This window comes from Kitasatospora sp. NPDC048407 (genome assembly GCF_043200475.1).
In the GTDB taxonomy this organism is placed as follows: Bacteria; Actinomycetota; Actinomycetes; order Streptomycetales; family Streptomycetaceae; genus Kitasatospora.
Map to the genome: position 1 here is coordinate 362,418 of NZ_JBICXW010000003.1, position 12,128 is coordinate 374,545.

Genomic DNA, 12,128 nt, shown 5'->3' on the forward strand with positions numbered 1-12,128 from the left:
ACCTGCCTGTGACCCGAGTACGGCAGGATGGGCCCGCGATGCGGAGCGGATGGGTTCAACTGGGCGCCTGGACGGCGGCCACCGGGGCGGCGGTGGCGCTGTCCTGGCTCGGTGTGCACGCGGTGCTCGCCGACACGGTGTACGAAGGGCCGGTGGCGCTGCCCCTGCCGTCGACGGTGTCCTCGCAGCCGGGGCCCGCGGTGACGGTGCCGCCCGCACCCTCGGCGACGGGCGCCCTGCCGCCCGGCCCGGACGGCCCGAGCGGCTCGACCGCCCCGCACCCCGATCCGGACCCGGACCCGAGCGCGACCCAGGGCCCGAACCAGAACCCGAACGCGGGCCCGAATCCGAGCCCGGGCCAGAGCCGCGGCCAGCCCTCCCCGTCCCACAACAACACCATGACGGCCCGCACCTCGCCGAGCCCGACCGGGACGGTGCACAGCTACCTGATGCCGGGCGGCCGGGTGGCGGTCGATCTGCGGGAGCACGACGCCGAGTTGGTGTCGGCGACCCCCGAGGCGGGGTGGGCGATGCAGGTCTGGCACGGCGACCAGTGGATCCGGGTCCTGTTCAGCAAGGACGACCGGGTCTCCCAGGTGTACGTGACCTGGAACGGCTACCAGCCCGACGTGCAGGTCGTCCCGGGCTGACGACACCGGACGCGTCGCCCGGCGGGGGCTGACGGGCGGGCCGTGCCGACCCCACAATGTCGGTCGACGCCCGCACCACCGAGGAGCCCGCCGTGCCCCCGCAGCCCGATGCCATCGACGCGCTGGACGGAAAACTGATCCGGCTGCTCGCGGAGGAGCCGCGGATCGGGGTGCTGGAGTGTTCACGCCGCCTGCAGGTGGCGCGCGGCACCGTGCAGGCCCGGCTGGACCGGCTGCAGGCACGCGGGGTGATCGGCGGGTTCGGCCCGCAGGTGGACCCGGCGGCGCTGGGCTACCCGGTGACGGCGTTCGCGACCCTGGAGATCTCCCAGGGCCAGGGCACGGACGTGCGGGCGCACCTGGCGGCGGTCCCGGAGGTGCTGGAGCTGCACACCATCACCGGGCAGGGCGACATGCTGGTGCGGATCGTGGCCCGGTCGAACGCGGATCTGCAACGGGTGATCGACCGGGTGGTGTGCTTCGACGGGATCGTCCGGGCGTCCACCGCTATCGCCCTGGAGAACCCGGTGCCGTTCCGGGTCCTGCCGCTGGTGGAGCAGGCCGCGGGGGTCCCGGACGGGGCCTGACGGCGGGTCGGCGGGGCCGTTCTGGCGTGTCCACGGGTGACGGCGGGCGATTTTTGGCATATGCCTATGGCTCATGTACGCAGTCAACGCCGTCATCATGACCCCCGGGGCCATCCCCTCCCAGGGCCGGCCGGCCGCCCGCACCCCCCGGGCACCGCGATGAGGCGGGTCACCCCGGCGCCCACCCTGATCACCTCCGCGCAGCGCGCCCTGCGGCTGCTGGAGGCGGCCGCCCAGCACCCGACCGGCGCCACCGCCAAGCAGCTCGCCCGGGACACCGGACTGGCCCTCGGCACCACCTACCACCTGCTGCGCACCCTGGTGCACGACCGGTACCTGGAGCGCCGGGAGGGCCGGTACCGCACCGGCCCCGCGGTGTCGGGGCTGAGCGTGGAAAACCGGCTGGACGGGCCGGAGGCCGGGCGGATCCGGCTGGACCGGGTGCTCGGCCGGATCGCCCACGAGCTGAACGCGGCCGTGCACTACGCCCGGTACAAGGACGGCGAGGTCGAGCTGGTCGCCGCCCGGGCCGCGCCCGGCGCCGCCACCGTCGATCCGGCGAACTTCCGGATCGCCGCGCACGCCCACGCGAGCGGCAAGACCCTGCTGGCGCTGCTGTCCGCCGAGGAGCGCCGGGCGCACCTGGCGCGCCACCCGATGGTGCCGTTCACCCCGTACACCCTTCGCGAGCCGTCCCAGCTGCCGCTGCTGCCCGGGCCGGGGCCGCAACGGGCCGCGCCGATCACCCAGTACCAGGAGTACCAGCTGGGGGTGGTGGGGGCGGCGGTGCCGATCGTGCTGGGCAGCGACCTCGCGGCGGTCGCGGTGGCACTGCCCGCCTCGCAGGCGCACCGGCTGACGGCGGTGGCCGAGCAGCTGCGGGCCCGGGTCGGCGAGGACCTGGCGACCGCGGCGTTCGGCGTCTAGGCCGGGCGTGCGGGCCGGATCAGCAGTGCGGGCCGGCTCAGCAGTGCGGGACGGCGCCGCCCTCGCGCACCGCCTTGAGGGCGGCGATCGACTCGGACAGCGTGTCCACGGGGACGAGCTGCAGCCCGTCGGGGGTGTTGACCTCGCCCTGCGTGCACTCGCTGCGCGGCAGCAGGAACACCGTGGCGCCGGCGTTGCGCGCCGCCTGGGTCTTGAGCGGGATGCCGCCGACCTGGCCGATCCGCCCGTCCGCGTCGATGGTGCCGGTGCCGGCCACGTCCCGCCCGCCGGTCAGGTCGCCGCCGTTGCCGTCGCCGGCGATCTTGTCGACGATGCCCAGGGCCAGCATCTGCCCGCCGCTCGGTCCGCCGATCTCCCCGAGCCGGATCTGGACGTTCACCTGTTCGGGCGACAGGTGCAGGTAGTTCAGCGCGGCCATGGTGGCGCTGTCCTGGGACTGCGTCATCTGCTGCTGCGTCGCCTGGTTGGCCTTGTTCGGGTCGGTCTGCGGGTAGACCTCCTCGGTCGGCACCACCGCCCGCTTCGGGTCGACCCAGGACGCCAGCGAGTCCCACAGGGTGTTGCGCTGGCCCGGGCCGGTCGCCTCGACGGTCACCACCCGCAGCTGCCCGGAGGTCTGCCGCTGCGCCGCCCCGCTGATCGTGATCACCTGGGTGCCGTCGTACACGCCCAGGGTGTCGGCGGTCCGGCCCGGCGATTCCACGGTGAAGGGCAGCGGCGTGAACGCGGCCACCGCGAACAGTGCCAGCACCGGCAGCGCGCACAGGGCGAGGGCGCGGCTGCGCGGGGCGGTCAGGGCCGTGGGCAGGTTCTGGAGAGGCACACCCGCATCCAAACACACCGGGGCGGCCCCCAGGGACGGCCGCGCGGATCGGCCGGTTCAGCGCAGTGCGTCGGCGACCTCGGTGGCGGCCTCCACCACGCGCGGGCCGACCCGCTCGGGCACCAGGCCGTTGAGCATCACCACGCCGACGCTGCCTTCGATGCCGCTCAGGCCGATCAGCGCGGCGGCGGCCCCGCAGGCGCCGGACTGCTCCTCGGCGCGGGTGATCACGAAGCCCTGCTCGGGGCGGCGCTGGCCGGGGAAGCCCCGGGCGTCCAGGATCGCCCGGCCGGCCGCGCTCTCGGTGAGCGGGTGGCGCAGGCCGGTGCGGTAGGCGACGTGGAAGTCCGTCCAGGTCGGTTCGACCACGGCGACGGCGAGCGCCTCGTTGCCGTCGACCAGGGTGAGGTGGGCGGTGGCGCCGAGGTCCTCGGCGAGCGAGCGCAGGGCGGGCAGCGCGGCCTCGCGCAGCAGCGGGTGCACCCGGTGGGCGAGGCGCAGCACGCCGAGGCCGACCCGGGCGCGGCCGCCGATGTCCCGGCGGACCAGGCCGTGCTGTTCCAGGGTGGCCAGCAGGCGGTACACCACCGTGCGGTTGACGGCCAGTCGGGCGGCCAGTTCGGTCACGGTCAGCCCGCGCTCGGAGTCGGCGAGCAGTTTCAGTACCCGGACACCCCGGTCCAGGGTCTGGGAGGTCTCAGCAGTCACGAACGCCAGGTCCTTTCCGCGGCGAGTCCGACCCTACGACACAACTGCCGCGGGCCGCACCGGAATTGATCACACGCCAGCGGGGTGTCCGGCGTGGGAGTCCGGCCACGGCGAGGTCGGCCGGTCGCAGGGCTCCGCGGTTGCCCGGCCGAGCTGGGGGTGGGGCCCGAACGGATTGGGGAGACGCTAGTGAACGGGAGGCGCGCTACGGAAGTAGTTGTTCAAAATCCGATCCACATCGTTGGAAAGTCGCGATGAAAAAACGGACAAGACGCGCAAAACTCCGAGTCGGATCGCTCTGGTGTTCGATATCTGACCGGTAGCCGGACAGCGGCCCTCCGCGGCGAGGGATTCAGAGGGATCAGAGGACGTTGCGGCCGACGGTCCAGAGCCCGGCGGCGACCAGGATGGCGGCGACGGTTCGCGGCGAGAGCCGCAGCTTCCAGCGCCGGCCGGCCAGTCCGTGGCGCAGCCGCACCAGGTACCAGGCGGCGACGAAGGGGAGCGCGAGCAGCAGCGCGGCGTTGTCGTGCCAGGCGGCGATCAGGTCGCCGTGCAGCAGGTCCCAGGTCATCCGGGTGCCGCCGCAGCCGGGGCACTGAAGGCCCGTCAGCCGACGCCAGGGACAGAACGGCAGGGACTGCCCGGGCAGGTGCGGGTTCCGGGTGTACAGGTAGGCGGCGCCGGCCAGCCCCGCGGCGAGCAGCCCGAGCGGGCCGGCGGCGGGGTGGCGCAGCAGGGCGAACGGCGAAAGGCCGGCACCCCCGCCGCGGGTGTCCGCGGGGCGGGGGTGCCGGCCGTTCGCCTCGGCGCTCAAGATCAGCTGCGCAGCAGACGGCCCTGGGCGTCGGTGCGGGTGTCGCTGACCAGGAAGATGATGCCGTCGATCAGCGCCCAGATGCCCATGCCACCGCAGGTGAGCAGCTGCGCGATGCCCATGCCGATGTGGCCGGTGTAGAAGCGGCCGACGCCGAAGCCGCCGAGCAGGATCTGCAGGATGCCGGCGACGACCTTGGACTTGTCGGACAGCTCGGGCTGGGCGTTGTACGCCACGAAAGGCTCCTCGTTCGGTGCAGACGGCCGGGCGCGCGTGGACGGCACGCCTCGACATGGGCAGCCGGCGTCGGACGGCACCTCGGGGTGAGGCGTCCAGGCGCTGGCACGCGGAAGATTAACGGAAGATAAGACTGGATGTCTGCACACTTTCTCTAATCGAAAGCCAAATTTCCTCCGCGAACCCTCCGACCCAAGGTTCTTGACGCCCAGTCAGCCCATCGCCTCGTCAGCCCTGCGTCGCCCACTCCCGGATCCGCCCGATCCGCGCCTTCAGCTGGTTCGCGGTGGCCTGCGCGGTGAGCGGACCGCCGCACTGGCGGCGCAGCTCGTTGTGGATGGTGCCGTGCGGCTGGGTGGTGCGGTGGTGCCAGGCCGCGACCAGCGCGTTCAGCTCCTTGCGCAGCTCGCGCAGCTCCTGGTGGGTGACCACCGGGCGCTGGTCGGCGGGCAGTTCGATCAGGTCGGCCTCCTCGGCGGGGCGGGCCTTGGAGCGCTGGATCTGCCGGTGCTGACGTTTCTGCAGCAGCATCTGCACCTGGTCGGGTTCGAGCAGGCCCGGGATGCCGAGGTAGTCCTCCTCCTCCTCGCTGCCGGGGTGCGCCTGCATGCCGAACTCCATGGCGTTGTACAGCACCCGGTCGAAGACCGCCTCGCTGCCCAGCGCCTCGTAGGAGAACTCCTCGCTGCCGGTGTCCGGCCCGTCGTTGGCCTTCTCGGCCTCGGCGAGCAGCCGGTCCTCCTCGTCGAACAGCCCCTCGCCGTCCTTCTTCGGACGGTCCAGGATGTGGTCGCGCTGGAGCTCCATCTCGTTGGCGAAGCCGAGCAGCATCGGGATGGTCGGCAGGAACACCGAGGCGGTCTCGCCGCGCTTGCGGGCACGCACGAAGCGGCCGACGGCCTGCGCGAAGAACAGCGGGGTGGAGATCGAGGTGGCGTACACGCCGACGCACAGCCGGGGCACGTCGACGCCCTCGGACACCATGCGCACCGCGACCATCCAGCGCGAGGTGCCCTCGGCGTAGTCGGAGATCCGCTTGGACGCCTCGGTCTCGTCGGAGAGCACCAGGGTGACCTTCTCGCCGGTGATCTCGCGCAGCATCTTGGCGTAGGCGCGGGCCACCGTCTGGTCGGTGGCGATCACCAGGCCGCCGGCGTCCGGGATGCCCTTGCGGACCTCGGTCAGCCGCCGGTCGGCGGCCTGCAGCACCGCCGGGATCCACTCGCCCTGCGGGGACAGCGCGGTGCGCCAGGCCTGGGCGATCAGGTCCTTGGTCATCGGCTCGCCGAGCCGGGCCTCCAGCTCGTCGCCGGCCTTGGTGCGCCAGCGCATGTTGCCGGAGTAGCTGAGGAAGATCACCGGTCGGACGACGTGGTCGGCGAGCGCGTGCCCGTAGCCGTAGGTGTAGTCGGCGATCGACTTGCGGATGCCGTCGCTGCCCGCGTCGTAGTGCACGAACGGGATCGGGTTGGTGTCCGAGCGGAACGGCGTACCGGTCAGCGCGAGCCGGCGGGTGGCGGGCTCGAACGCCTCGAAGCAGGCCTCGCCCCAGGACTTGGAGTCGCCGGCGTGATGGATCTCGTCCATGATCACCAGCGTCTTGCGGGCCTCGGTGCGGTTGCGGTGCAGCATCGGATTGACGCCGACGCCCGCGTAGGTCACCACGATGCCGTGGAAGTCCTTGGACAGCGGACCCGAGGAGTACGCCGGGTCCAGCCGGATTCCTATCCGGGCGGCGGCCTCGGCCCACTGCTTCTTCAGGTGCTCGGTGGGCGCGACCACGGTGACCTGCTGCACCAGGTGGTTGTGCAGCAGGTAGGACGCCAGGGTCAGGGCGAAGGTGGTCTTTCCGGCGCCCGGGGTGGCGACCGCCAGGAAGTCCCGGGGCTGCTTCTCGATGTACTTGTCCAGCGCGCCCTGCTGCCAGGCGCGGAGCTTGCCCGCGGTACCCCAGGGGGCGCGGCCGGGGAAGGCCGGGGAGAGGTGTGCGGCGGCGGAGGTGCCGGTGGGACGGGGGTGGAGGCTGTCGGCGTGCGAGAACAGCGGGGCCATCGGTGAGGAGGCGGCGGTAGTCACGGTCTCCGAACGGGGTCGTCGCAGGTCAGAGCCTATGCAAGGCCCTTTTCCCGCGGTCTGCGGGCGGTCGTGGAACCTGCCCAGCCTAGCCCCTTCCGGGGGGCGGACAACGGCGATGGAGGGCCCTTGTGGCGCGCGTCCCACTCCCGCCGCGCGGCCCTCACCACACCTTCACGCGGCACGGCCGACCATTCACCGTGATCGCGTCCGGGACGCTGTGCGGGCCCGCCGCGGCGCCGGTGAACCCGGTCTCCGCGCTGGCGCCGGGCAGCAGCGCGGCGCCCTCGTCGAGCAGCACCGCCCCGGCCACCTCGTGGGCCTGCCCGGTGCCCGGCCGGGGTGCCACCAGGTGCTCGCCGTCGGCCAGCGGCCAGCTCAGCGTCCAGTCGCCGATCGGGCGGTCGGTGGTGTTGCGGACGGTCAGCAGCGCCTGGAACCGGCCGCCGGCCTGCGCGGTGATCCGGTAGCCCACCTCGCACGCGGGCTCGCCGCCGCGCTGCCCGGCGGCACCCGCCGGGGGCGCGACCAGCGCGGCCAGCAGCGCCATCGCGCTGCCCACCAGTCCGGCCAGGCCCAGGTTGACCCGGCGCAGCAGGGTCAGCCGGCGCCGGCAGTCCGCGCAGTGCGGCAGGTGGCGCTCCACCCGCTGCCCGGCCCGCCGTCCGGCCCGGCCGCGGGCGTGCCCGGCGAGCGTCTCCCAGTGCCCGGCGCAGGCCGGGTCGCACGGGCTGCCCGGATACTCCCGCAGGTAGGCCAGCCGCAGGCCCTCGCGGGCGCGGTGCACCAGTACCGCCGCCGCGCCGCGCCGCACCCCGAACCGGGCCCCGATCTCGCGGGGCGGCAGCCCTTCCACCTCGGCCAGCCACAGCGCGTGCGCCCACCGCTCGGGCAGCCGGGCGAGCAGTCGGCGCATCCGGTCGGTCTCGGCCACGCCCGCGGCCGGGTCCGCGCTCTCGCCGCCGGGCACGTCCGGGGCGGCCCGCTCGCGGACCGGGGCGGCGGCCAGGTGGCGGACGGTGGTGGCCAGGTAGGCGCGCGGGTCCTCGATCCGCTGCCCGGCGGCCAGCCGCCGCCACACCCGCAGGTGGGCCTCCGCGACGAGGTCCTCGGCCCGCCAGTGGTCGCCGCCGGTGAGGATGCCGGCGTAGCGCAGCAGGCCGGGGTGGTGGCTCCGGTACAGCTCGGTGTACGCGGCGAGCGGCGGGCGCCCGGCCGTCCGCGCTGATGACTCGGCGATCTTGTCCTCCCCTGGCCCCGCCGGACCGGCGGCGGCCCGGTCCGCTCCCGCGATCCTGCCCGGGAGACCGTACGAACACACACAACACCCCCACACTCGACGGCCGAAATGCCCGGCTGATCCCCATCAATGTGGCGCAGATCACTCAAAATGGCCCCAAAACCGGTGTAATTCCTCCTGCCCCTTCCGACTCTTCAGTCACGGGAGGCGACACCGGTCGCACCCCGCGCAACGCACCCCACACTCCGGAGGAAACGTCGTGTCCCCAGCACCCGCGCCGATCGAGCAACACACCCAGGCCCGACTGATCCTCGGCACCCACCGCTCCGCCCTGCTGCGGGTCACCCTGCGCTACTGCTGCGAGGACCCGCTGGCGGTCCGGATGGTCTTCCCCGCCGAGTACGCCGTGGACGCCTCCGACACCGATCCGTACGACCCGCACGGCCCGCACGACCCGAACGACCCGTTCGACACCGCCCCCGCCGACCCGTCGGCGCCCGACATCGAGTGGGTGTTCGCCCGCCAGCTGCTCTCCGTCGGCCTGGACCGGGCGGCCGGCGAGGGCGACGTCCGGATCCGGCCCGCGTACGGCATGCGCACCATGGTCGAACTGCGCTCCCCGGAGGGCGTCGCGCTGCTCCAGTTCGCCCGCGCCGACCTGCGCCGCTTCCTGTGGCGCAGTCACCTGGCCGTCCCGGAGGGGCAGGAGCTGCGGCACCTGGACTGCGACCGCGCGCTGGCCCAGCTGCTGGCCTGAGTTCCCGCCAGCGCCACGTATCCCGCGGGTAAACGTCAGGCCCGTTGGGTGCGTACCAGATGTGCGTACACCACCACGTTCCCCTCCCAGCCGCCCTCGCGGGTGTAGGCACCCCCGCAGGTGATCAGCCGCAGCTGGGCGTCCGGGGTGGCCGCGTACACCTTGGTGTCCGGGAACTCCCGTTTCGAATAGACCTCCACGCCGTCCACCTGGAACCAGGCGGTGGCCCGGTCGGCCCGGGCGACCTCCACCAGGTCGCCCCTGCGCAGCGCGCCCAGCCGGTAGAACACCGCCGGGCCGTGCGCGGTGTCGACGTGCCCGGCCAGCACCGCCGCGCCGCTCGAGCCGGGCGCCGCACTGCCCCGGTACCAGCCCGTCAGGGTGCCGTCCTCCTCGGGCGGCGGCTGCAGGCGCCCCTCCCCGTCCAGGCCCAGCGGGCCGACGGGGGCGTCCACGCCCAGCACCGGGATCCGGATCCGCACCGGCGGCGAGGACGGCAGCGGCGGCACCGCAGGCCCCACCGGCGTCCCGTCGTACGCCTGCGCGGCGAGCGGGGCGGGCGGCAGCGTGCCCAGCAGGCCCCCGTGCAGCAGCCAGGCCCCGGCCACGATCGCCCCCGCGGCCAGCCCCGCCCGGCCCCACGTCCGTTCGCCCACCGAACCCTCCGTTCCCTCCGGGACAGGCACCAGTCAATCCAGCACCGCCCGCCCCGGCACCTCCGCCGTTCCGCCCGGGTGACCGGCCCTCAGGCCCTGCGGCCGCGGCGCAGCCGGGGGCGGGTCAGGAAGCCCTCGGCGAGCGCGGCGGCCAGGCCGATCGCGGGCAGCTCGGAGGGCTTCTCGTACAGCACGAACCGGGGCTGCCAGTGCGGCCGGTAGCGGGCGTTGGCCCGGTACAGCGACTCCAGCTGCCACCAGCGGGACAGGAACCGCAGCACCCCGCGCCACAGCCGCAGCACCGGCCCGGCGCCGAGCCGTTCCTCGAACACCTCGCGGAACATCGCGAAGTTCAACGACACCCGCCGCACCGCCGGCCCGCCGTCCCGGGCCTGTTCGAGCAGCCGCGCCACGGTGTACTCGACCAGCCCGTTGTCGGACTCCCGGTCGCGCCGCATCAGGTCCAGCGACAGCCCGTCGTCCCCCCAGGGGACGAAGGACAGCAGGGCGGCGGTCCGGCCGGCCTCGTCGCGGCACTCGGCGATCAGGCAGTCGCCGTCGGCGGGGTCGCCGAGCCGGCCGAGCGCCATCGAGAAGCCGCGTTCGGTGCGGCCGTGCCGCCAGGCGTCGGCGAGCCGCACCAGGTCGGCGAACTCCTCGGCGGGGATGTCGCGGTGGCGGCGGATCACCACCCGGTACCCGGCCCGCTCGACCCGGCCGCAGGTCTGCCGCAGTCCGCGCATCTCCCGGCCGTCCAGGGTGAACCGGGCCGGCTCGACCACCGCCTCGTCGCCGAGGTGCAGCGCCCGCAGCCCCGCCACCCGGGCGTACACGGTGCCGCCCTGCTCGCCGACGCCGGTGACGGCGGGGATCCAGGCGTGCGCGCGAACCCGCCGCTGCCACTCCTCGATGGCCTGCGGCCATGCCTCCGGGTCGCCGATCGGGTCGCCGGAGGCCAGCGCCACACCGTTCTCCACCCGGTAGGCGACGGCGGCCTTGCCGCTGGCCGAGAAGCACAGCGACTTGTCGCGGCGCAGCGCGAAGTAGCCGAGCGAGTCCCGCCCGCCGTGCCGCGCCAGCAGTTCACGCAGCCTCAGCTCCTCCTCGGGGCTCTGCCACTCGGTGCCGCGTGGGGAGCGCAGCAGGATCCGCAGGGTGAGCAGCAGCAGGGCGGTGCCCAGCAGGTTGAGCACGAGGTCGATCCAGCGCGGCACGTCCACGTCGGTGACCCGGACGACGCCGGACAGCGTGACCAGCCGCAGCAGGCCGTAGCGGGCGGCCTCGCCCCAGCTCGGGACGCCGTCGGCGTGCCCGAGCCGGACGGCGACCGCGCCGAGGCCGGTGAGCAGCGCGCTGCCGGTCACCAGCACGGCGGCGGCCAGCGGCAGGTTGCCGCGCCCGCCGCGCACCCGGAACACCGGGCGGCTCAGCACCAGCGCCGCCAGCACGGCGAGGGTGAGCGCGAAGGAGAACCAGTTGAACGGGTGGGCGCGGAACTCGGGGAACGCCAGCGCCAGCCCGTACAGCGCGGCGTGCACCAGGACGACGGCCAGCGCGGCGATCCAGGCGGCCCGCTTGCGGCGGCGCAGCATCACGGCGAGCAGCCCGGCCAGCAGCGCGGTGGTGAACCCGGAGGTGACCAGCACGGGCGCAAAGTACTCGCCCCGGTCGATCCGTTGGACCTCCGCGCGGAACGGGGCGACGACGGCGCCGAGCAGGTCGATCAGGGTGGCGATCCGCAGGTACCACTGGACGAACGCGGCGCAGCGCAGCCGCCACGACGCGGGCGGCGGCAGCTCAACCGCGGCCGGCGGCGGCTCGACGGCGGCGGGCCGCCGCTCGGCGGCGAGCCCGGGCACCGGCGGAGCGGCGGGTTCGTGGTCGTCGGGGGTGCCGGCCACCAGGTCGTAGACGGTGGTCTTGGCGGCGACCAGACGGCGGTGGATGCGCTCCTCGCGCCGCTCGGCGCGGGCCAGCCGGCGCGGCCGGGAGCGGTAGCGCCAGCGGGCCCACGGGCTCTGCGGCCGGGCCAGCCGCAGGGCGCCGACCAGGGCGAGCGGCCAGAGCATGATGCCGAGCAGCCCGGTCCAGGTCTTGCCCTTGAGCAGGCTGACCACCACCAGGGCGAGCAGCCCGCAGGCCCCCGCCAGGGTCGGCCCGTCGGGGTGGCGGGCGAAGCCGCCGAGCGGGAGTTCGCCGAGCAGCAGCAGTCCGATGGTGGCGATGGCGAGCATCACGGCGTCCACCGAGGTGCGGCCCTGGGTGGACCAGTACACGTCCTTCAGGTGCAGCACCAGCGCGAACTCGTCCAGCACGAGCCCGCAGCCGACGCCGAACCCGAAGCCGAGCAGGTTCCACCAGGAGCCGCCGTCGCCGCGCACCGCGAACGCGGAGACGCCGCAGATCAGCAGCAGGGCCTGGCCGAACACCACGTGGTGGATGTGCAGCCCGCCCGGGGCGACGTTGCCGGGCCACCAGCGGACCTGGGCGCGGATCAGCCGGGTGCTGATCCGGATGAACAGGAACGACAGCACCAGGCCGAGCAGCAGCAGGAACAGCGGCTCCCGTCCGGTGTCGACGATCCGGTCCCGGTAGGCGTCCAGCAGCGACTGCCACATCGGCGGGTGCGACC

The 12,128-nt window shown here is 74.2% G+C and carries 12 protein-coding genes; 4 read left to right on the top strand and 8 right to left on the bottom strand.

The annotated features are described in order from the left end of the window. Positions 1 to 38 precede the first annotated feature (38 nt). The 3 genes from ACGFWJ_RS09750 (at position 39) to ACGFWJ_RS09760 (ending at position 2,164) form a co-directional block, all read left to right on the top strand. On the top strand, positions 39 to 650 hold the full coding sequence (locus ACGFWJ_RS09750; RefSeq protein ID WP_392947111.1) for a hypothetical protein: 612 nt from the start codon (positions 39 to 41) through the stop codon (positions 648 to 650). Positions 651 to 706: 56 nt separating this feature from the next. Further along, positions 707 to 1,237, top strand: a complete 531-nt coding sequence (locus ACGFWJ_RS09755; protein ID WP_392947114.1) for an Lrp/AsnC family transcriptional regulator — start codon at positions 707 to 709, stop codon at positions 1,235 to 1,237. Between the two features lie 159 nt (positions 1,238 to 1,396). Continuing rightward, positions 1,397 to 2,164, top strand: coding sequence for an IclR family transcriptional regulator (locus ACGFWJ_RS09760; protein WP_392947117.1), 768 nt, complete (start codon positions 1,397 to 1,399; stop codon positions 2,162 to 2,164). A gap of 37 nt (positions 2,165 to 2,201) precedes the next feature. On the opposite strand, the gene ACGFWJ_RS09765 is transcribed toward ACGFWJ_RS09760, so the two are convergent. The 6 genes from ACGFWJ_RS09765 to ACGFWJ_RS09790 form a co-directional block, all read right to left on the bottom strand. Beyond that, complete coding sequence (locus ACGFWJ_RS09765; RefSeq protein ID WP_392947120.1) at positions 2,202 to 3,008, bottom strand: S16 family serine protease; 807 nt, start codon at positions 3,006 to 3,008, stop codon at positions 2,202 to 2,204. A gap of 57 nt (positions 3,009 to 3,065) precedes the next feature. Further along, positions 3,066 to 3,716: an IclR family transcriptional regulator gene (locus tag ACGFWJ_RS09770; RefSeq protein WP_043914174.1), complete on the bottom strand. Its 651-nt coding sequence runs from the start codon at positions 3,714 to 3,716 to the stop codon at positions 3,066 to 3,068. Positions 3,717 to 4,077: 361 nt separating this feature from the next. Further along, the gene (locus ACGFWJ_RS09775) at positions 4,078 to 4,455 is read right to left on the bottom strand and encodes a DUF2752 domain-containing protein (RefSeq protein ID WP_392947253.1); all 378 of its coding nucleotides are present in this window, start codon (positions 4,453 to 4,455) and stop codon (positions 4,078 to 4,080) included. An 80-nt stretch (positions 4,456 to 4,535) separates the two neighbouring features. Continuing rightward, the gene (locus ACGFWJ_RS09780) at positions 4,536 to 4,769 is read right to left on the bottom strand and encodes a TM2 domain-containing protein (protein ID WP_392947123.1); all 234 of its coding nucleotides are present in this window, start codon (positions 4,767 to 4,769) and stop codon (positions 4,536 to 4,538) included. A 229-nt stretch (positions 4,770 to 4,998) separates the two neighbouring features. Beyond that, on the bottom strand, positions 4,999 to 6,822 hold the full coding sequence (locus tag ACGFWJ_RS09785) for a DEAD/DEAH box helicase (RefSeq protein WP_392947256.1): 1,824 nt from the start codon (positions 6,820 to 6,822) through the stop codon (positions 4,999 to 5,001). 184 nt (positions 6,823 to 7,006) lie between these two features. Next, positions 7,007 to 8,164, bottom strand: a complete 1,158-nt coding sequence (locus tag ACGFWJ_RS09790) for a sigma-70 family RNA polymerase sigma factor (protein ID WP_392947125.1) — start codon at positions 8,162 to 8,164, stop codon at positions 7,007 to 7,009. Positions 8,165 to 8,342: 178 nt separating this feature from the next. On the opposite strand from ACGFWJ_RS09790, the gene ACGFWJ_RS09795 reads away from it, so the two are divergent. Continuing rightward, a complete protein-coding gene (locus tag ACGFWJ_RS09795) occupies positions 8,343 to 8,840 on the top strand; it encodes an SsgA family sporulation/cell division regulator (protein WP_392947128.1) in 498 nt (165 codons plus the stop codon). A gap of 35 nt (positions 8,841 to 8,875) precedes the next feature. On the opposite strand, the gene ACGFWJ_RS09800 is transcribed toward ACGFWJ_RS09795, so the two are convergent. Both ACGFWJ_RS09800 and ACGFWJ_RS09805 read right to left on the bottom strand, forming a co-directional pair. Then, positions 8,876 to 9,496, bottom strand: a complete 621-nt coding sequence (locus tag ACGFWJ_RS09800) for a class F sortase (protein ID WP_392947130.1) — start codon at positions 9,494 to 9,496, stop codon at positions 8,876 to 8,878. An 89-nt stretch (positions 9,497 to 9,585) separates the two neighbouring features. After that, on the bottom strand, positions 9,586 to 12,114 hold the full coding sequence (locus ACGFWJ_RS09805) for a phosphatidylglycerol lysyltransferase domain-containing protein (RefSeq protein WP_392947133.1): 2,529 nt from the start codon (positions 12,112 to 12,114) through the stop codon (positions 9,586 to 9,588). Between the last annotated feature and the right edge of the window lie 14 nt (positions 12,115 to 12,128).